This window comes from Burkholderia sp. AU31624, assembly GCF_020420065.1.
Lineage (GTDB): Bacteria > Pseudomonadota > Gammaproteobacteria > Burkholderiales > Burkholderiaceae > Burkholderia.
In genome coordinates this window covers 42,827-63,820 of sequence record NZ_JAIZRT010000010.1, presented here as the reverse complement: position 1 = coordinate 63,820, position 20,994 = coordinate 42,827, and the positions used below count along the sequence as shown (strand labels likewise).

The 20,994-nt window shown below is 65.0% G+C and carries 13 protein-coding genes; 7 read left to right on the top strand and 6 right to left on the bottom strand.

What is annotated here, in order from left to right; translation table 11 throughout:
* Positions 1–104: 104 nt before the first annotated feature.
* From LGM89_RS30820 to LGM89_RS30805, 4 genes are all read right to left on the bottom strand, one after another.
* Positions 105–1,823 carry a hypothetical protein gene (locus LGM89_RS30820; protein WP_226274930.1) on the bottom strand — a complete coding sequence of 573 codons (1,719 nt, stop codon included), beginning with the start codon at positions 1,821–1,823 and terminating at the stop codon, positions 105–107.
* A gap of 148 nt (positions 1,824–1,971) precedes the next feature.
* Positions 1,972–2,625, bottom strand: coding sequence for an ABC transporter ATP-binding protein (locus LGM89_RS30815; RefSeq protein WP_059590821.1), 654 nt, complete (start codon positions 2,623–2,625; stop codon positions 1,972–1,974).
* Positions 2,622–3,431, bottom strand: a complete 810-nt coding sequence (locus LGM89_RS30810; RefSeq protein WP_089430653.1) for an ABC transporter permease — start codon at positions 3,429–3,431, stop codon at positions 2,622–2,624. The genes LGM89_RS30815 and LGM89_RS30810 overlap by 4 nt, the downstream gene beginning before the upstream one ends.
* Complete coding sequence (locus tag LGM89_RS30805) at positions 3,424–4,518, bottom strand: hypothetical protein (RefSeq protein ID WP_226274929.1); 1,095 nt, start codon at positions 4,516–4,518, stop codon at positions 3,424–3,426. The genes LGM89_RS30810 and LGM89_RS30805 overlap by 8 nt, the downstream gene beginning before the upstream one ends.
* Before the next feature lie 487 nt (positions 4,519–5,005).
* On the opposite strand from LGM89_RS30805, the gene LGM89_RS30800 reads away from it, so the two are divergent.
* From LGM89_RS30800 to LGM89_RS30770, 7 genes are all read left to right on the top strand, one after another.
* Positions 5,006–6,211, top strand: a complete 1,206-nt coding sequence (locus LGM89_RS30800; protein ID WP_226274928.1) for a capsule biosynthesis protein — start codon at positions 5,006–5,008, stop codon at positions 6,209–6,211.
* Positions 6,204–6,995, top strand: a complete 792-nt coding sequence (locus LGM89_RS30795) for an SDR family NAD(P)-dependent oxidoreductase (protein WP_226274927.1) — start codon at positions 6,204–6,206, stop codon at positions 6,993–6,995. The genes LGM89_RS30800 and LGM89_RS30795 overlap by 8 nt, the downstream gene beginning before the upstream one ends.
* A 17-nt stretch (positions 6,996–7,012) precedes the next feature.
* Positions 7,013–8,524 carry an LTA synthase family protein gene (locus LGM89_RS30790; RefSeq protein ID WP_226274926.1) on the top strand — a complete coding sequence of 504 codons (1,512 nt, stop codon included), beginning with the start codon at positions 7,013–7,015 and terminating at the stop codon, positions 8,522–8,524.
* A gap of 3 nt (positions 8,525–8,527) precedes the next feature.
* Positions 8,528–16,159, top strand: a complete 7,632-nt coding sequence (locus tag LGM89_RS30785) for a type I polyketide synthase (protein WP_226274925.1) — start codon at positions 8,528–8,530, stop codon at positions 16,157–16,159.
* Positions 16,156–17,073, top strand: a complete 918-nt coding sequence (locus tag LGM89_RS30780; RefSeq protein WP_069353729.1) for a UDP-3-O-acyl N-acetylglycosamine deacetylase — start codon at positions 16,156–16,158, stop codon at positions 17,071–17,073. The genes LGM89_RS30785 and LGM89_RS30780 overlap by 4 nt, the downstream gene beginning before the upstream one ends.
* A gap of 65 nt (positions 17,074–17,138) precedes the next feature.
* On the top strand, positions 17,139–18,467 hold the full coding sequence (locus tag LGM89_RS30775) for an aminotransferase class I/II-fold pyridoxal phosphate-dependent enzyme (RefSeq protein ID WP_226274924.1): 1,329 nt from the start codon (positions 17,139–17,141) through the stop codon (positions 18,465–18,467).
* Positions 18,464–19,138, top strand: a complete 675-nt coding sequence (locus tag LGM89_RS30770; protein ID WP_226274923.1) for a GNAT family N-acetyltransferase — start codon at positions 18,464–18,466, stop codon at positions 19,136–19,138. Before LGM89_RS30775 ends, LGM89_RS30770 begins: the two co-directional genes overlap by 4 nt.
* A gap of 141 nt (positions 19,139–19,279) precedes the next feature.
* Here the strand turns inward: LGM89_RS30770 and cysC are convergent, their stop codons facing one another.
* Both cysC and LGM89_RS30760 read right to left on the bottom strand, forming a co-directional pair.
* Positions 19,280–19,876 carry an adenylyl-sulfate kinase gene (gene cysC / locus LGM89_RS30765; protein WP_226274922.1) on the bottom strand — a complete coding sequence of 199 codons (597 nt, stop codon included), beginning with the start codon at positions 19,874–19,876 and terminating at the stop codon, positions 19,280–19,282.
* A gap of 169 nt (positions 19,877–20,045) precedes the next feature.
* A complete protein-coding gene (locus LGM89_RS30760) occupies positions 20,046–20,879 on the bottom strand; it encodes a class II glutamine amidotransferase (RefSeq protein ID WP_089444998.1) in 834 nt (277 codons plus the stop codon).
* Positions 20,880–20,994 lie beyond the last annotated feature (115 nt).

The following is a 20,994-nucleotide window of genomic DNA, read 5'->3' as shown; positions in this document are numbered from 1 at the left end:
AAACCTACCTCAATTTTTCTTGCGATGTATTTTGCTTCGGTGGTGTGGCAGGGAATCTTGGCGCTCTCCCGCCGCCTGCCATTCAGTCAATTCATCCTGCCTCGCTATCTGGCAGGGATAATCCAGCGTCCTATTCGTCGTAAGGGCGAAGTGAATTTCCACGAGGCGCTTGCCTTGATCCGCTCCAGTTCGTCGCGGGTTGCCCGCAGGTCCTGTTCGAGCATGTGGATCCGCGCGTCGGTTGCACTGCACTGCGCCTGGTATTCCGTCGCTTCCGCCTGATGCTGCCGATCGCGAGCCTGCAGTTCGCGTCGCGCCTCTTCGACATCCGCTTGAAGCGCTTTCACTTCATCGTGAAACTGCGCTTCGCGCGCGATGCGCTTGTCGTCGGCGCCGCGCAGTGCTGTTTGCGATTCGTGCAGCTGGCCAGTGAGCGTCTGGGTTTTCAGCAGGGCCGCGGCCAGGGCGGCTTCCGATTTTTCTTGGAGAAAGGTCAATTGCAGGCGATGCCCGTCGCGTTGTTCGTCAAGCGCTTGTTGCCACTGAAGTTCTCGACGCGCGTCAGCTTCGACGGAGATGCGTTTCTCGGCGACCAGGCTACTGAGATTTTGCTGGGCGGTTTCGACCGCAGCGATCAATGATTCCCGCTCACGGGAAGATTCTATCTCGAGTGCGCGGATCCGCTGATTGTGAGTGGTTTCTCGAACCAGTGCTTCCTGGTTCCAGGTCAATTCGCTTGCGGCATGCTCCGCAGTGACGCGGCTCACGGCAGCTTCGCTCAATTGGAGCGCCTGCGACAATGCGTCGATTCGAAGCGTTGCATTATGCGCGTCCGCCCTTGACTGTCGTTCGAGCTCCGTAATTTTGTCTTCGAGCAAGCGGCACAGATCCCTTTGTCGAGCGAACTCTCCGCCATTCTGCATCGCAGTCTGGTAATAGAGGTCGACCTGAGCCGATAGCGCGTCAATCAACCGAAGGGTGGGCTGCATGCCCGTGAGAGCGTGGCTCCAGGCGATGCATCGCTGCCGCAATTCGGGATCGTCCAGATCGTGTTCCTGGAGAGCGCATGCCCTGAGTGCCATGTAAGCATCCCGAACCATGGTCGGACACATGGGTTCGAGATCGAAGTCTGCGTTCGAGAAAACCGTGTGCCGCAGCGAATGGTCCAGAAACTCGGTTTCGTATGCTGCCAGACGTTGCGGGTCGATCGTCAGGCCGAAACGCATTGCGCACAAATCGATATAGGGCTGAGGCGCTTCAAGAAAGGCGTCGTAATCCACAATGCATCTGGATGCGCCGTTGGTCTGAATGAGCCCCGGCAGGACGTGCTGAAGCCACAGAAGGTAACTTTTTCCTGGAATGAAGCCGTTGCGTTCCTTGAGTGAACGAGCGACGCTCACCGGATTGCGCAAGGTGATCAGATAGTGCGTCTCGACCTGGCAATGCGCGAAAACTTGTTGCCAGAAGGGGAGCAATTTGGATACCCGCGGATCCTTGAATCCGAATACATCCGTATCGCGGATTTTCTTTTGCAGCAGATCGACTGCTTGTCCGAAAAAGCCCTTGCGGCGCAACGTGTCAAAATCGGTTTCTTCGAGCGACGTCAGATGATGCCAGTCGTTTTCCACGGCATCGAGCATAGCGATGTTGAGCGCATTGAGGTCGCTATCTTCGAAGAACCCTTTTGCGTTGTTTCCTTCAATGCCAGGAAGTAATGCGTCACCAAGCTGCACGCCCAGTACGGGGAGCATATTGGTGATTGCACTCGAGCCGCTGCGATGCATCGCAAGAACGACGATCAGTTTCTGACGGTAAGTTGCCACTCAAATACCCTTGCGCTCGCGCGCGTCGCCCTATTCGATATCTGTTGATAATCGACCAGTAGAATTGAACGGTCGATTGAATTCCGGCCTGATTTTCCGGAATGCCTTTACATCAGACTAATTGCCCGCATCGTACGGCGATGCGGGCTCAAGCGGTGCTGGCCTGATAAAAATCGTACGCCTGGCCGACGTCCGCGAAATTGTGAAGCTTTCCCTGCACCAGTACGGCTGCGCGGTCACAGTGCTGTCGAACATAGGCGACATCGTGGCTGACGATAATGAGTGCTCGATCCCGTCGCTTTTCGAACAGCTCGTGATGGCATTTCGCGTGAAAGCGACTGTCGCCAACCGCGATAATCTCGTCGATCAGGAAGCAATCAAATTCGATCGCCATCGAAATTGCGAATGCCAAGCGCGCCCGCATGCCGGAAGAATACGTCTTCACCGGTTCTCGAAGGTAGCTGCCCAGCTCCGAAAACTCTTGCACGAACGGCTCTGCGCGCTTCGCATCCGCACCGTACACCCGGCATACGAAACGCAGGTTATCCATTCCGGTCAGGCTGCCCTGGAAGGCGCCGCCGAAGGCGAGTGGCCAAGAGACGCTCATGTCGCGCGTAATACGCCCGGCCGTCGGAGGTTCTGCGCCGCTGATCATCCGGATCAACGTCGACTTCCCGGCACCGTTGCGTCCGAGAATGCCGACACGTTCGCCTTTGTTTACGGTCAGCGAAATGTCATCGAGTACCGTACGTCGGCCGGTCCGGGTGTGATAAGCCTTGCTCAGGCCTTTGAGTGCAATCATTCCGGCTCCACGTGCTTGCTGGCTTCGCGGACGAGGCACAGACCGATGAGTAGAAGAACCAGGTCGAAGGTCACCATATAACCGATGTCGTAATGTGCCTTGACGAGAGGGCCGAAATAACCAGACCGGATCATTTCTACCCCATGCACCATTGGCAGAAGCAAAACGAATTTCTGCGCATACTGAGGCATCCAGTCCACCATGAATACAGCGCCCGACAACGGAAACAACAGGTAGGCGATCGTGTGCCAGACCCGCTCGACGGTTTCGCTGCGCTCGCTCAGTGCGCCAAGCGTGAACCCGAGGCCGCAAGCGAGCGTCGCAATATGAATCCATCCGCCGAGGATCAGGGCGATGTTGTGCGGCGGCGCCATCATGCCGATCCCGATGAAGAGCACGCTCAGTACGAAAAACGACATCGTCGCGCCGGATATCTCGAGCACCAGGCGGGCCATCAGTAGATCGATCACCCTGACGTTGCGATGGTAGAGCAGGCTCTGATTCGGCTGGATCGCGAGCGAGCAGCGGCCTGCGCAATTGCGCCATAGCAGCACCGTCGAATATCCGGTGACGGCAAATGCCGTGATCGGCAACGTCGAACCGTGAGTCGCCTTGGTGACGGTCCACAGGGCCGTGACGCCGAGCGTAAACATCATCGGTTCGCACATGATCCACAGGAAGCCCACGTTGTGGCGACCATAGCGCGTGATGATTTCACGCATCAGCAGCGCGCCGACGACGCGGAACTGGATGTGCAACGAGCGAAAGAAGGGCGTGTCGTGATGCACGGCGTGCCGATTAGTCATAGTGCTCTCGGACGCCGGCCAGCAACAGGCTCAAGATGCCCCAGACGATCATGCTCAACGCGAAAGTCTCGAAGATCGACTTCAGGCGTCGCGGCTCGATTGCGATGTCCGGGGTGTTGGGCTCGACAAGCCGCTCGAGATAGAGCTGCTTGCGCTGCAATTCGGCACGCGCGTTTTCCATGCCCGTCATCGCGGAAGCCAACTGCTTGTCCGCAAACTGCGACTCCAGTTGCAGGCGTGCGTATTGTGCGGCCTTGTCCGACAGGGAGCCGGTTCGGCCGGCGACACCGCTGGTGGCTGCCTCGATTTGACGCTGAAGCGTCGAAATGTTCGTTTTCAGCGTCGCGACCTGCGGGTTTGCCGGCGCGGTGGACTGCAGCTGGATTAGTTGGCTCTGTGCCGTCAGCAACTGCGATTGCAGGCTGCTGACTTGCTGCAGTTCCAGCGCGGATTGTTTGTCGGGATCGAAAACCGTGTGCGTATTCCGGTATGAGGCCAGCGCTGCGGCTGCATCTTTGGCCTTTGCGGTTGCCTGGTCAACCTGCTTCTGCGCGAATCGCACGGTATCGTTCGCGGCACGATCATTCATGCGATTGACGAGGCCTTCGCTCAACTCCAGCAGTGATTCGTTGATCTTTTCAGCATCCTGCGCGGTATAGGCGCGGATCTGAAGGGTCGTAATGGCGGAGGCGGAGTCGAAGTCAACCGAGACGACGTGCTTGCGATAGTATTTCAGCAAGGCTTCAAAGCTGTTGTCGAACGACTTCGAGAACCGGCTGACGAAGTCGCCGTGGTCGCCGTATGCGTTGGCAATATAGTCCGCCTTGTTCAGCTCACGTAGCGCATCGCGGGACTGGATATAGTCGACCACCGCGTAGGTGTCGTCCTGCGCGCGCGAGAAGCCGGAGCCTTGCAGCAATGCGCCCACGAAGCTTGTTTGCATTTGCCGCTGTGGGCTGCGTACAACGAAGCGCGATTCCGAGACGTAGACATCGGATGCGATGAGGCCGAAGTAGGCGACCGCGATCGCGGTCGGGACGATGACGGTGCATGCGAAGAGGCGGTTGATTCCCTTGATGCGCTCCATCAGGGGCTTCTTGCCGTTGTTGGGCGGTACAGTCGCTTCGTTGCTAGATGTGGTTTCCAACGCAATTCCCAGACTAAATATTTTTCCCATCCCGTAGCAACGGGCTTGCGAATTCCGACGAGCGGGGGCAGGGAAGCGCAACGACCGGTGCGGCGGTGCATCCCATTTCGGCTGACAAACGTCGGAGGCGTTGCCTGCCGCATCTGGCATGCGCCGCCCATGCCAGCTTTCGCGTGAGCGAGGCGGCGAACGCAGTAGGTTTTTAAAACGAGCCGCCGATTATAGCTACGTGGAGTGACTAGCGCTATCGCTCGCTGTGACCGCGTGCATGTTGCGAAATCGCTGATGTTTATATTTTCACAAAGGTACTGTATTCTCTGCCGGTTCTGGAGCACCGGTTTGCTTATTAAAACTACTGCTTAAAACTGCTGCTGGCCTGGCCGTGGGGGGGTCCTTCGGCGGGATCGTGCGGCCTTGATGCTTTCACATGCAACGCTCCTTTCTTGTCCTGCAGGGTACGGCTTCCCCTTTTTTTGGCAGGCTGGCTGCCGCGCTACGCGAGCGCGGACACTGGGTTCGTAGGGTCAATTTTTGTGGTGGGGATCTGATTTATTCGGGTTCGAAGGGAAGCTGGAACTACTCAGACCCGGTCGAGCATTTGCTGGAGTGGTACGGCGACATTGTAAGGTCGGGTAATTTTACTGATGTCGTCATGTTCGGCGATTGTAGGGAAATTCATCGCCCCATTCATCCAATCGCTGAGGCGAGCGGCCTCCGGGTCCATGTGTTCGAGGAGGGATACGTCCGCCCTCATTGGCTGACGCTCGAGTGCGGTGGCGTGAATGGCCGGTCGTCGTTGCCGAAGGATCCGGCCGTTTACTACGCGGCGCGTGGCTCGACGCCCCCGGCCGGGGTCGGCCGCCCAACGGGGTACAACCTGTACGAGCGCGCGTTTCACGACATCCGCTACCGTGCGGCCAATGCATTCCTCAGCGCACGGTTCCCTCACTATCGGAGTCACCGGCCGAAGAATGGCCTGTTTGAGTACGCGGGACTGGCGTCGCGGGCGCTACTGCAGCGGCTTCACCAAGGCGAGGCCGAGCGTGTGACCGCCGAGCTTCTTGCGAAAGGCCGGGAGTTTTATCTTTTCCCGCTGCAATTGAATTCGGACGCGCAAATTATTGTCCATTCACCATTTGATGGGGTCCGAGACGCGATCGACCGTGTAATGCAATCGTTTGCGGCATACTCTGAACCGGATTCATTGCTGGTAATTAAGAATCATCCTCTTGATACGGGGTTGATCGAATATAGGCGGTATACCGAAAGGCTGGCTCATGAGTTGCGCGTGGCCGACCGGGTTCGCTTTATCGATGCCGGGCATTTGCCGACGCTTCTCGATCATGCGAAGGGCGTGGTCGTGGTGAACAGCACGGTGGGCTTGTCGGCGCTGCATCATCGGCGGCCGCTGATCACGCTGGGCGACGCCATCTACTCAATTCCCGGGTTGACCTGGCAGGGAACGCTGGATGAATTCTGGGGGCAAGGGAGCGAGCCGGACATGGATCTTTATCAAGCCTTCCTAGACTACATCATGCATTACACGCAGATCAACGGCGATTTCTACACGCGTACCGGCATCGAGATGGCGGTAAAGGGATCGGTCGACCGCCTGGATCGCGCGCATGCGTAGTCAAGGGCCGGCCCACGTCGTCGTTACCGGAGCCAGCGCCGGCCTCGGTCAAGCCATTGCATTTGCCTACGCACGACCCGGGGCCGTGCTGGGTCTGATCGGTCGCGATCGCGAGCGGATCAATGCGACCGCTGCGGTATGCCGCGCGAGCGGGGCCACGGTGGAAACAGGTGTCATCGATGTGCGTGAGGCGCAGGCCGTGGCTGCATGGCTCGACGATTTCGACACTCGGCATCCGATCGACCTGTTGATCGCGAATGCGGGTGTAGCAAGCACGATCGCATCGGCTTCGGATTGGGAGGGGTTGGAGCGCACCGCGCACGTTATCGATACCAACCTTTACGGCATGCTTAACACGGTCCTGCCCGTCGTCGAACGGATGGGCTCGCGCGGGCGTGGCCGCGTTGCAATGGTCAGCTCGCTCGCCGCGCTGCGCGGCATGGCGATCTCGCCTGCCTATTGCGCGAGCAAATCTGCGATCAAGGCTTATGGAGACTCGGTGCGGCCGCTGCTGGCCCGCCGCGGGGTGGGGGTCACAGTGATCCTTCCCGGGTTCGTGGAGACGGCGATGAGCGACGTGTTCCCCGGCGACAAGCCATTTCTGTGGAGTGCCGAGCGTGCTGCGGCCTACATTCGCCGCCGGCTCGATGCGGGGCGCAGCGAGATCGCGTTCCCGGGCTTGCTCGCGCTGGGCATGCGCCTGTTGTCGGTTTTGCCCGCTGGGCTGGCCGATGCGATTCTCGGCCGCTTGTCGTATCTGCCGTCGAAGGGCCGGGTCAATTGAGCGGGGGCCATACGTGGGTGCTTACGGCCACCGTTGCGTTGTCGTTCGCGTTCGATGCGGTCGCCGTTCCGCGCGCGCCGTGGCGGCGACCGTTGCTGTCGTCAGCACTTCACATTCTTTCTGTACTCTTTTTATTTGACCTGCTGGTTGCCGTCACGTTGCGGCCGCTTTTTTCGGCCTGCGCGACGCTCGCGCTCGTTGGTCTTGTCGCTGCAGTCAGCAATGCCAAGTACGAGTCGTTGCGCGAGCCGTTCGTATTTACCGATCTCAGTCTCTTCAGCCAGTTGTTTTCGCATCCCCGTCTCTACCTGCCATTCCTGAGCGTGGGCAAAGTCGCCGCGATTGGGACAGGCATCGTACTGGTGATCGCGGGCTTCGTCGTCGAGCGGCCCGTATCTTCAGGTTCACCCGCAACGACCTGGCTTGCGGTGGTATTGCCGTTCGCGCTTGCCGTATCCGTCGCCGCTCGCCTGCCGCTCACACTTGATCCGAACGTCGACCAGCGGCGTCACGGTTTCTTTGCCGTGTTTGTCGCCTATCTGTTCAATGGCCTGCGTCCCGCGACATTCCGGAAGTTCCGTGAAGTGATGGCGGCCGGACCATTCGCCATTGGTGAGCCGCGACGGCACCCCGATGTGATCGTGATCCAGAGTGAATCGTTCTTCGACGTGCGCCGGCTCGGCGACACGATTGAGCCCGGGCTTTTCAGGTGCTTCGACGACGCGCGCCGCGAGGCCGTCTGGCGCGGCGAGATGACCGTTCCTGCCTGGGGCGCGAACACCATGCGTACGGAGTTTGCTGTGCTGACCGGCACGGAATCCTTTGCGCTTGGCTATGCACGCTTTTATCCGTACGCCTTTGTCAGGCATCGAATCGCGTCACTCGCGTCATGGCTGGGACGTGGCGGTTACGAGACAGCTGCAATACACCCCTATTACGCGGATTTCTTCGGGCGAGACCGGGTATTTCCGCTGCTCGGCTTTGCCCGTTTCCTCGATATCGATCATTTTGCGTCCGCTTCGCGTGCCGGTCCGTACGTGGCTGATGCAGCCGTTGCCGACGCAATCGTTTCGACGCTGGAGGCGGCGGACCGTGATCGCCCACAGTTCATCTTCGCCATGACAATGGAGAACCACGGCCCATTGCATCTCGAGCAGGTTTTGCCTGGCGAATCGTCTTCAAGGCATACTCTCGGCGAAGACGCATCCTGGCGCGACCTGACTGCATACCTTCGCCATATTGAAAACGCCGACGCAATGATCGGCCGCTTGCTCGATCATTTGCGCGCCAGCGATCGTGAAACAGTCGTTTGTTTTTACGGCGACCACGTTCCCGCGATACCTCACGTATTCGAAAAGCTGGGTGTTTCTCCACAAACCAGCGACTACTTCATTTGGCGAAATTACGGCACAGATGCTCCCGAATGCCGGAATTTGGCAGCCGAAGAGCTTGGGGCGGCGCTGCTGCATGTGGTACAAGATGACGGAAATCGCACGGAAGAGCCGTGCGCATCCGAGAAAGCGACATAAAAGATGAACAGCAAGATTGCAATAATTGGGATCGCTTGTCGGTTTCCCGGAAGCGCAAACAATCTCGGCGACTTCTGGCAACTGCTGCGCGACGAACGCGACGCAGTCACCGAAATCCCCGCCGACCGCTTCGGCACCGATTTCTACCAGCACCCGTCCAAGCGCGAGCCGGGCAAGAGCTACACGTTCTCGGCCGGCGTGCTCGACAACGTCGCCGGCTTCGATGCCGCGTTCTTCGGCATTTCCCCGCGCGAAGCGGCCCAGATGGACCCCCAGCAGCGCCTGCTGCTCGAACTCGCATGGGAAGCGTTCGAGGACGCGGGCGTGCGTCCGGCCGACATGCGCGGCAGCAACTGCGGCGTCTTCGTCGGCGCCGCCAGCATGGATTACGGCAACCGCAACATGGACGATCTGAACGTGATCGATCCATATTCGGCGACCGGCAACACCTTGAGCATCGCGTCGAACCGCGTGTCCTACCTGTTCGACCTGCGCGGCCCGAGCATGTCCGTCGACACGGCCTGCTCGTCGTCGCTCGTCGCACTCCACCAGGCCGTCAAGGCGCTGCAGTCCGGCGAAGCCGACGTGGCGCTCGCGGGCGGCGTCAACCTGCTGCTGCACCCGTTCGGTTTCGTCAGCTTCTCCAAGGCGTCGATGCTGTCGCCTCGCGGTCGTTGCCGCACGTTCGACGCGACCGGCGACGGCTATGTCCGCTCGGAAGGCGGCGCGTTCGTGCTGCTCAAGCCGCTCGATCGCGCGCTCGCCGACGGCGACACGATCCACGCGGTGATCGCCGGCTCCGGCGTGAACTCGGTCGGCCACACGCCGGGCGGCATCAGCGTGCCGGGCGCGGCCGCGCAGGCGTCGCTGCTGCGCAGCGTGTACGCGCGCGCGGGCATCGATCCGCAGTCGCTGGCCTATCTCGAAGCGCACGGCACCGGCACGGCGGTCGGCGATCCGATCGAGGCGCGTGCGCTGATCGACGTCGTGTCGGGCGAGCGCCCGGCGGACCGTCCGCTGCTCATCGGTTCGGTCAAGACCAACATCGGCCATCTCGAGACCGCATCCGGCATGGCCGGGCTGCTGAAGGCCGTGCTGTGCCTGAAGCATCGCGCGGTGCCGCGCTCGCTGCACTTCGTCACGCCTAATCCCGGGATCGATTTCAACGGCGGGCGTCTGCGCGTCGTCGATCGCTACATGCCGCTCGACGCGGGCGACGCGCCGCTGACGGTCGGCGTCAACTCGTTCGGCTTCGGCGGAACCAACGCACACGTCGTGCTGACGGAGGCGCCTGCTGCAAACGAGGCATCGACGGCCGCGCCCGAGCCGACGCAGGCGCAACTGTCTCCGCTCGTGCTGACCGCGCGCAGCGCGAACGCGCTCAGCGCGCTCGCGGGCCGCTATCTGGTGGCGCTCGACAACGGCGGCGACTGGCAGGCGCTGGCCGCCGCGGCCGCTCGTCGTCGACAATGGCTCGAGCATCGCGCAATCGTCGCCCCGGCCGACCAAGCCGAAGGCCGCGCGGCGCTTGCGGCACTGGCCCAGCCGGCAGCGGAAGGGCTGCCGGCCTGCGTGGCAACCGGCCACGCGCCGGCCGAAGCGGTGCGCACCGCGCTTGTCTTCTCGGGCAACGGCTGCCAGTGGGTCGGGATGGGCAACGAACTCTATGCGGAGAACGCCGTGTTCCGCGCGGCGCTCGACGAAGTCGACGCGCTGTGGTGCGCCGATGGCAGCCCGTCGCTCGTCGACGTGATGCGCGGCGGCCCGAGCGCGGAATGGCTGGCCGGCGCGGGCGCCGAATGGCTCGCCGCGACGGAGAACGCGCAGCCGCTGCTGTTCGCGATCCAGGTCGGCATGATTCGCGTGATCGATGCGCGCGGGATGCGTTACGACGCGGCGATCGGCCATAGCGTCGGCGAGATTGCCGCGGCGTGGGTGACGGGCGCGCTGTCGCTCGCCGACGCGGTTCGCGTGATCAAGATCCGCAGCCGCGCGCAGGCGATGACGCGCGGCAGCGGCCGGATGGCGGCCGTCGGCATCGGCGACGCGGCGGCGCGCGAACTGATCGCGCGTCACGGGCTGGCGCGGCGCGTCGAGATCGCGGGCATCAACAGCCCCGACGCGGTGACGCTCGCGGGCGAGCTGCAGGGCTTGCAGGCACTGGAGGCCGCGCTGCGCGGCAGCGGCAAGTTCTTCCAGATGCTCGATCTCGACTACGCGTTCCACAGCAGCCACATGGACCGCATCGAGCCGGTCGTGCTGGCCGAGCTGGCGAGCCTGCGGCCTCAGCCGGGCAACGGCACGTTCGTGTCGACCGTGACCGGCGGCGCGCTGGCCGGCACCGAGCTCGATGCCCGCTACTGGTGGCGCAACATTCGCGAGCCGGTGCGCTTTGGCGACGGCATCGCGCATCTGATCGAGCAGGGCGTCCGGCTGTTCGTCGAGGTCTCGCCGCATTCGATCCTGCGCACGTACGTGAAGCAGGCATTCGCGGCCGCCGGCGCGACCGGTGTGGCGCTGCCGACGCTCAAGCGCGATCACGGCAGCGCGGCGACGCTGCGGCAAGCGATTCTCGCGGCGATCTCGCACGGTGCGAGCGTCGATCCCGACCGCTTCGCGCCCGGCGAAGCGCGTGCTGCATTGCCGTCCTATCCGTGGCAGCGCGACCATTTCTGGCTGACGCCGACCGTCGAAGGCTACGGCCTCGTCAATCGTCGCCGCGAGCATCCGCTGCTCGGCTATCGCCTGCACGAGCACGCATTCGCGTGGGAAAACCAGCTCGATCCGGCGAAGCTGCCGATGCTGGCCGATCACGTCGTCGACGGCGGCGTGGCGTTCCCGGGTGCGGGCTACGTGGAAATGGCGCTCGCCGCGGCACGCACCTTCTTCGATACGCCGGATGCGGCGCTCGAAAACGTCGAGATCCGCACGCCGGTGGTATTCCAGCCGCAGCAGGCGAAGCTGTTCCGGCTCGTGATCGAGCCGCGTACCGCGACCTTCACGATCGAGACGCGCGACCGGATGTCCGACGGTGCATGGACGCTGAACGTGACGGGGCGGATGCTGGAAAGCGGCAACACGCTCGGCGATGCGAGCGTCGTGCCGTCGGGCGCGCTCGATCGTCTGCTCGCGTTGCCCGCGGCCGATGGCGACACGCTGTATGCAAACACGGCGGCCATCGGCCTCAGCTACGGGCCGGCATTCCGCTGGGTCCGCACCGTGCGGGTCGCCGCGGATGACGGCGCGGCGCTGGCCGACGTTGCCGCGCCGGCAGCATGCGGCGACGCGCGGGCATTGTCCGCCTATCTGCTGCATCCGGCGCTGATGGATAGCGGGTTTCATCCGCTGTTCGCACTGCTGGCGGCGCGCGCGCGCGAAGGCGAGCATCCGGCTTACGTGCCGGTGCAGATCGGCCGGGTCGACTATCTGCGCGGCGACACGGTCGAGCGGGTGCTCGTGCGGATCGACCGCCACAGCCCGCATTCGATCGTCGCGCATTTCGAATTCCTCGACGCGCGCGGCGCGATCGTCGCGCGGCTCGGCGCATGCCGGTTCCGGCGCGTCGATCTCGTCGGCCGCCGGCAGAACCTGCCCGCGCGCTTCGTCTACCGCCTGGAAGAAGTGCCGCTGCCGGGTGACATCAATGCAGCCGGTTTACCGACCCCCGACGCGCTGCTCGCGCAGTCTGTCGCACGGCTCGATGCGGCCGGGCACGACGGCCGCCGGACTCAGCATCTGACCGAAATCCTGCCGCTGCTCGACGTGTTGGCGAGCCTCTATGCGCTCCGCGCGTTCGATGCGCTCGGCGCATTCGCCGGCACTTGGCAGCCGGCGGCCGGGCGTGAGGCATTGGCCGCACGTCTTGCCGACATGCTGGTCGAGGACGGTCTCGCTCATCGCGATGGCGCGCTGCTCGTGCGCGACGACGCGGCGTGCGCGGCGTTGCCGCCGCTCGACGAGCTGTGGCGCGGGCTGCTGGCCGAATCGCCGGGGCATGTAGCCGAGCTGACGCTGCTCGCGCATTGCGGCGCGGCGTTGCCGGACGTGCTGAACGGCGCGAAGGATGGCGCCCGCCTGCTGTCGCCGACCGGGCACAGCCTGGTCGAACAACTCCTTGCGGCATCGCCGACGTGGCAGCACGTGCACGCGTTGCTGAGCGCGAGCGTCGAGCAGGCGGTCGACGCATGGCAACCGGCACGCCGGTTGCGCGTGCTCGAGCTGGGCGCGACGGACGGCGACGTGCTGCAGACGCTCGGCATGCATCTCGCGGCCGCGCGCTGCGATCACACAATTGCGGCGACTGCCGGCCAACTCGCCGGGTTCGACGCTGATGCGGAAGCGGCGGTGCGCACGGTTGCATTGCAGGCGGGCGAGCGGTTGTCGCTGGCCGCCGACGAAGCCGGCCCTTACGACCTGATCGTCGCGAACCGCGCGTTGAGCGGCCGGCACGATGTGGCCGACGCGCTGAATGCGATGCGGTCATGGCTGGCGCCGGGTGGATTGCTGCTGCTGGCCGAGTCGCGCCGCGGCCGTTTCTCCGACATCGTATCCGGCGCGCAGGCTTCGTCGACGGAAGCCGATGCGCCCGCGCCGCTGGCGCCGGCGGATCTCGATGCCGCACTCGAACGCGCGGGCTTCGTCGATGTCGTGCGGCACGTCGAGCAATCGCTCGATCTGGACGGCACGCCGACGTTCGTCATCGCGCGTAACCCCGCGAGCGCCGTGGTCGCGCAACGCGGCGAGGAACCGAGCGATCTCGATACGCTTGCACGCAGCGAGCAATGGCTCGTGATGCACGCTCCGGATGCCGCGGACAGTTTCGGCGGGCGGCTGGCCGATGCGCTGGCGCGCGCGGGCTATCCGGCCGATATCGTCGACGTCACGCACGCGGCCGATGCGATCGCGTCATTGCCGGCCGGGCAGCCGGCGCATGTCGTGTTCTGCGCGCCGGAAACGCCGCTCGCGGAATCGACGACGGGGGATGGCCTGATGGCCGCGCAGCGGAACGGCGTGATTGCCCTTGCCGCACTCGTTCGCGCGCTCGGCGCGCAGCCGAACGCGGCCACGCGGTTGACCGTCGTCACGCGTGGCGGCGCGCCATTTGCCGGGACCGCGAATGCGCATCCGGAACAGGCCACGCTGTGGGGTCTCGGTCGCGTGCTGGCGAACGAGCATCCCGAGCTCGCGTGCCGTCTGATCGACGTCGATCGCGCGGCGGACCGGATCCCCGACGCGCTGATTCGCGAGCTGACCGGCGCAGCGGTCGAGGAAGAAGTCGTCCTGGGCGCCCACGGGCGGCAGGTGCCGCGCATGCTGACGGCCGCGCAGGCCGCGGCCCGCAACGATGGCGCGATCGCGCGTGCGGCCGTGCTTGCGTTCGACGCGCCGGGCTCGTTGCGCAACCTCGAATGGTTCGCGTTGCCGGAAAGCCCGCTGGGTGACGACGAGGTGGAGATCGAGCCCGTTGCCACCGGCCTCAATTTCCGCGACGTGATGTATGCGATGGGGCTCTTGTCCGATGAGGCGGTCGAGACCGGCTTCGCGGGTGCGACGATCGGGATGGAATTGTCCGGCCGCGTCGTCCGCGTGGGCAACGCGGTGACGGGATTCGCGCCGGGCGATGCGATGCTCGGCTTCGCGCCGGCCTCGTTCGCGACGCGCGTCAGGACGCGCGCGCAAGCGATCGCACTGAAACCCGAACGCTTGTCGTTCGAGGAAGCGGCGACCGTGCCGACCACGTTCTTCACCGCGTACTACGCACTCGTCGAGCTCGCGCGCCTGCGTCGCGGCGAACGCGTGCTCGTGCACGGCGGCGCGGGTGGCGTCGGGATCGCCGCGATCCAGCTCGCGCGCCACTTCGGCGCGGAAGTGTTCGCGACGGCCGGCAGCGACGAGAAGCGCGAGTTCGTGCGTCTGCTCGGCGCGGACCACGTGCTCGATTCGCGCAGCCTCGCGTTCGCGGACGAGATTCGTGCGCTGACGGGCGGCCAGGGCATCGACATCGTGCTGAATTCGCTTGCCGGCGAAGCGATGGTGCGCAGCATCGATACGCTGCGGCCGTTCGGTCGTTTCCTCGAGCTCGGCAAGCGCGACTTCTACGAAAACAGCCATATCGGGCTGCGGCCGTTCCGCAACAACATCAGCTATTTCGGCATCGATGCCGATCAGCTGATGGGTGCGCTGCCGGAGCTGACCGCGCGCCTGTTCGGCGAAGTGATGGCGCTGTTCGAGGCAGGCGTGCTGCATCCGCTGCCGTATCGCGCGTTTCCGGCCGAACGGGCGGAAGATGCGTTCCGCTACATGCAGCAGGCGCGCCAGATCGGCAAGGTGCTCGTGACCTATCCGTCCGGCACGCCGGCCCCGACGCGCGGCGTCACGCGCGCGGGTTCGCTCGCGCTCGATCCGCATGGCACATACCTGGTGGTCGGCGGCACGGGCGGGCTCGGTCTTGCGAGCGCGCGCTGGATGGTCGAGCGCGGTGCACGCCGGCTGACGCTGGCGAGTCGTTCCGGCGAGCTCGCTGCCGCCGCGCGCGAGGAAGTCGAGCGCTGGCGCACGACGCTCGGCGTCACGGTCGATGTCGTGTCGTGCGATGTGACCGACGCAGCGGCAGTCGACGCAATGATCGAGGCGATCGTCCGGCGCGGCAGCCCGCTCAAGGGCGTGCTGCATTCCGCGATGTCGATCGACGACGGCCTCGTGCGCAATCTCGACGATGCGCGCATGGCCGCGGTGCTCGCACCGAAGGTGGCCGGCGCGTGGAACCTGCATCGCGCGACGCGCGCGTTGCCGCTCGACCTGTTCGTGGTCTATTCGTCGGCGACGACCTATCTCGGCAATCCGGGGCAATCGAACTACGTGGCGGCCAACACCTTCCTCGAGGCGCTCGTCGAACATCGTCGCGCGGCGGGATTGCCGGGCACGTTCATGGCATGGGGGCCGCTCGAGGACGTCGGCTTCCTCGCGCGCCACGCGGATACGCGCGAGGCGTTGCAGTCGCGGATCGGCGGTGCGTCGATCACGTCCGACGAGGCGATGGTCGCGCTCGAGCGCGCGCTGGTGGCGGGCGCGGCAGGCGAAGCCGTAGTCCGGCTCGACTGGCACGCCGTGGCGCGCGGGATGCCTGCCGCGAAGGCGCGCCGGTATTCGCTGCTGCAATCGCACGTGAAGGGCGGCGATGCGCGCGACGGCGGTACGCAGCTGCGGGAAGACGTGCTGGCGTTGCCGCGCGATGAAGCGATCGCGCTGGTCGCCCGGACGCTGCAGGGGCAGATCGCGCGAATCCTGCACATGACGCCGGATCGCATCGCGCTCGACAAGTCGGTGCTCGACATGGGCATGGATTCGCTGATGGGGATGGAGCTCGGCCTCGCGGTCGAGGAAGCGTTCGAGGTCAAGCTGTCGGTGATGGCGATTGCCGAGGGCGCGTCGGTGACGACGCTGGCCGGACGAATCGTCGATTCGATCGGCGCGTCGACCGATGCGGATGCCGGTTCCGCGACGGATGCCGCGCAGGAGGCCGTCGCGGCGCTCGCGGCGAAGCATGCGATCGACGGCGAAGCGCGCGCGATGCTCGAAGCGCAGCAGGCACCCGTCGCGGGCCAGGCGTCGCCGACGCTGGAGGTCGCGCGATGAGCGCGCCGTCCGGCTGGGCGACGCGTCAGGGCACGCTGGCACGTCCGCTGGCGATCGACGGTCACGGGCTGCACACGGGGCGCCGGGTGGGCGTGCGGATCCTGCCCGGGCGTCCGGAAGAGGGCGTGACGGGCATCGCGTTCCGTCGCGTCGCGCAGGGGCGCACGCTCGCGACGCTGCCGGTCGATCCCGCGCTGCGCCGCGCGCAGCCGCTGTGCACGATGCTGCGCAACGCCGACGGCGTCGGCGTTCGGACGATCGAGCATCTGCTCGCTTCGCTGCTCGCGTGCGAGATCGATCACGCGATCGTCGAGATCGATGCGGAAGAAGTGCCGATTCTCGACGGCAGCGCCGCGCCTTGGGTGGATGCGATCCGCGCGTGCGGCCGTGTCGCGCTCGATGCGCCGAAACGCTTCATCCGCGTGCTGCGGCCCGTCGTCGTCACGGACGGCGAGGGTGACCAGCGGCGCGAAATGCGGATCGAACCGGCGCCGCGTTACGAACTGAGCGTGCGTAACGACCTGCGCGGCTTCGGCGACATGCACTGGGACGGGGCGCTGACGCCGGCCGCATTCGCGACCGAAATCGCACCATCGCGCTCGTACGGCCGCGTGAAATGGGCGGTACCCGCGATCGTCGCCGGTTATCTGCGCGGGGTGCCGATCCTGCGCGGCGCGCGGCCGTCGTGCACGGCGTCCATCGTCGGCAATCGCGTGCTGGGCGGGATGCGGCTGCCGGAAGAGTTTGTCCGGCATCGCGTGCTCGACCTGGTCGGCGATCTCGCGCTGGCCGGCGCGCCGCTGCTGGCGCGCGTGAGCGCGCTGCGGCCGAGCCACGAGATGAATTTCCGGCTGGTGGACGCGCTGCTGGCCGAACCCGATGCGTGGCAGTGGGCCGAGTTTCCCGACGCGTGACACCACACTTTTTCATGATGCGCGGCGTAACATAGCGCCTTTTCGAGATACAAGCGAAGGAAGCAATGGCACTGGGAGAGCAACTTCGCCAGCAACTGGCGGCGAAAGCGCTGAAACGGCAACTGGAGCGCGCGACCGATGCGGCCGCGGCACCGGGTGTGCCCGGCACGCTGGCCGCGCAAACCGCATCGGCGCGCAGCCGCTTCGAATCGATGCCGCAGTATCAGCAGGTCCGGATCATGCGCGAGATGGGCGAGAAGCTGCGCGTCGACTCGCCGTTTTTCCGCGTGCATGAAGGTGTGGCCGGCGCGACGACGCAGATCGGCGGCCGCGAGTACCTGAACTTCGCGAACTACAACTACCTCGGCCTGGCCGGCGATCCGGCCGTGTCGTCGCGCGCGAAAGCCGCGATCGACCGCTACGGCACGTCGGCGTCCGCGAGCCGGATGGTCGCGGGCGAACGCCCGGTGCAGCGCGACCTCGAGCGCGCGCTGGCGGCGTTCTATGAAACCGACGACTGCGTCGCGTTCGTGAGCGGCCATGCGACGAACGTGACCGTGATCGGCGCGCTGTTCGGCCCCGGCGATCTGGTCGTCCACGATTCGCTCGCGCACAACAGCATCGTGCAGGGCGCGCAGTTGAGCGGCGCGAAGCGGCTGAGCTTCGCGCACAACGACTGGCAGGCGCTCGACGAACTGCTGTCGCGCGTGCGCCGCGAATACCGGCACGTGCTGATCGCGATCGAAGGGCTGTACAGCATGGACGGCGATTTCCCCGACCTGCAGCGCTTCGTCGACGTGAAGACGCGCCACGGTGCATTCCTGCTGGTCGACGAGGCGCATTCGCTCGGCGTGCTCGGCGCGACCGGCAAGGGCATCCGCGAGCATTGCGGCGTAGCGCCCGACCAGGTCGACATGTGGATGGGCACGATGAGCAAGACGCTGGCCGGCTGCGGCGGTTTCATCGCCGGCTGCCAGCCGCTGGTCGACATGCTGCGGCATCTGGCGCCGGGTTTCCTGTACAGCGTCGGGCTCGCGCCGACGCTCGCCGAAGCGTCGCTGGCCGCGCTCGAGCGGCTGCAGGCCGAGCCGGAGCGCGTCGCGCAACTGCAGGCGCGCGGGCGGCAGTTCCTGACCGAGGCGCGCGCCGCCGGGCTGAACACGGGCACGAGCGCCGGGTTCGCGGTCGTGCCGGTGATCACGGGTAGCTCGCTGAAGGCCGCGCAATGGGCCAATGCGATGTTCGATGAAGGGATCAACGTGCAGCCGATCTTCTATCCGGCCGTCGAGGAAAAGGCCGCGCGCCTGCGCTTCTTCATCTGCTCTACGCACGAGCCGGAGCAGATCAGCCGGACGGTCGCCGTGTTGTCGCGCCTCGCGGGGCGCAGCGCGTGACGCTGGGCGGCGCGTGCGCGCAAGCGGTGCCGCGCGCCGGCGAGCGCGTGCGGTTTCGTGCGGCGGACGCGGGCGATGCGGCGGCGTGCGCGCCGCTCGTCTTTGCCTCCGGCGTGGCGGAATTCGGGTTCTTTCTCGGCGAAAGCGACGCACGCTGCATCGCGTTCCTGCAACAGGCGTTCCGGTCGCGTTACGGGCGCTTCTCGTGGCGCCGGCATCGTGTCGCGGTCGCCGACGACGGTGCGGTGCTGGCGGTGATGGCGATTCACGACGGGCAACGGACGACATTCGACGACGTGCATGTCGTGTGGGCGCTGGCGCGCTTTTTCGGCGTGCGCCGCACGATTGGCCAGTTGTTGCGCGGGCTGATCCTCGAAACGGAAATTCCGGCGCCGAAGCGTTCGCAGATCCTCGTCGCGCATTGCGCGACCGATGAACGTCAACGCGGCACGGGTGTGTTCAGCGCGCTGTTTCGCGATGCGCTGGATACCGGCGCGTTGCCGGTCGACGGCAGCCGCGACGTCGTGCTCGACGTGCTGACGCGCAACGTGCGGGCCCGCGCGCTGTACGAACGGCTGGGGTTCGCCGCGCTGCCGCGCCCGCGCGCGCGTTCGCGCCGGCTGCCCGCCGAACTCGATTCGATCCGGATGCGGTTTTCTCGCCGCGCGTGACGGCGAGTATCGTGCCTGCCGCCTTACTTGTGTCGCGGGCTGAACGGCTGGCGGAGTCCGTTGGCATCGCGTGCGGACGTCCTTGCCGTTCGCGCGAATGGCGCACCGACGCTCGCGGGACGGCGTTCGATCGCGACGGCGTCAGCCGTCCAGCGGCAGTTTCCGGATGATCGCGTCCACACACTCCGAGGGACTGGCCTCGGCCGTCCTGACATGAACGTCAGGGAACTGCGGTGGCTCATAGACAGAATCGATGCCGGTAAATTGGCGAATCGCGCCTTGCCTTGCCAACGCGTAGAGTCCCTTCGGGTCGCGAGCCTCTGCGACTTCGAGTGAAGCGTCGACGAAGACCTCGATGAACGTACCGGCCGCAAAGCGCGCACGCGCCTTGGCGCGCGCCTCCTGGAATGGCGAGATCAGCGCAGCGATGACGACGAATCCGGCATCCACCAGCAGCCTCGCCACCTCGGCGGTTCGTCGGATATTTTCATGGCGATCGGCATCGCTGAATCCGAGGTCCCGGTTCAGCCCCTCGCGCAGGCGGTCAGCATCCAGCAGATAGGTGCGCAGTCCGCGGTCATCGAGGTGTTCCTGCAGCAGAGTCGCCAGCGTCGATTTGCCTGCGCCGGAGATGCCGGTCAGCCACACCACGAAGGCGCGATCCTGTTTTCCGTCCGGACTGGTGGAGCGACCGTTCGTCGGCGTGGCGGGTGACAAATTCTTGAAATCTTGGGGCATTTCCGATATGAGGTGCGGGCGATCGTGCAGTTGCTTTCTTGGGTTCTGTTTACTCCTGGGGCGGATTGTAACGCGACGGAAAGTTTGTAATCCCTTCCTTTTTTAACGAATTGCTTCGTGCGTGTGTGTCTGATACCAGCGTCCAGATGAGGTCAACGGTGCCAATGCGCTACTTGTGCCGCGGCCCGAACGGCCGCTGCTGCACGTCGGCGCCGTGCGCGACGATCGCCGTGCTCTCCGGCACTTCTTCCCATGCGCCCCGCAAGTCGACGAGCGGCTCGGACACGACCATGAACGCGTCGTCGCCGGCCTCGGCGATACGCGGGTTGTGCGGATACAACTCGTGCAGGTGCTTGAACGACGTGCTGTGAAACAGCGAGCGTGACTGCCGTTCGCTCGAATAGCGCACCGCGATGATCCGTTCACCGTCGGTCGCGCAGATCGTCATGTTGAGCGGGTCGGCCACGCGATGCCGCCCGGCGGTTTCTTCCACCACGCCGACCATCCGCTCGAGCGCCGGCAGTGGCGTCTGCTCGAGGCCGTAGGTCAGCGCGAGACGGAACATCAGTTCGGAGTCGGTCGAGCCTTCGAGCGTCGGGAACAGCGCGGGATCGACCTTCATCGTCAGGTCGCGGCGCAGCTTGTGGAAGTCGCGGATCAGCCCGTTGTGCGCGAACAGCCAGCGGCCGTGGCGGAACGGGTGGCAGTTGGTTTCCTGCACGGGGGTGTCGGTGGCCGCGCGGATGTGCGCGATGAACATCCGCGAGCGGATCGCGCGTGCGGCTTCGCGCAGGTTGCGGTCGTTCCACGCGGGATGCACGGAGCGGTAGCGGAACGGAAGTTCATCAGGGCGCCCGTACCAGCCGATGCCGAAGCCGTCGCCGTTGGTGGTCGTCGCCCCCAGCTCCGAATGCAGGCTCTGGTCGATCAGCGAATGCTTCGCGCGGAACAGTACGGTCTCGAGATGAAGCGGATTGCCCGTATAGGCGAGCCAGCGGCACATGGAGCGCTCCTTCACGATGGATCGTTCGCGCATGGTAGCCGACTTCGCGGCGCGTCCGTGCTGGGCGCACGCGGCCAGTCATTCGGGCAGGTACGCCGGCCAATCGTCATACATC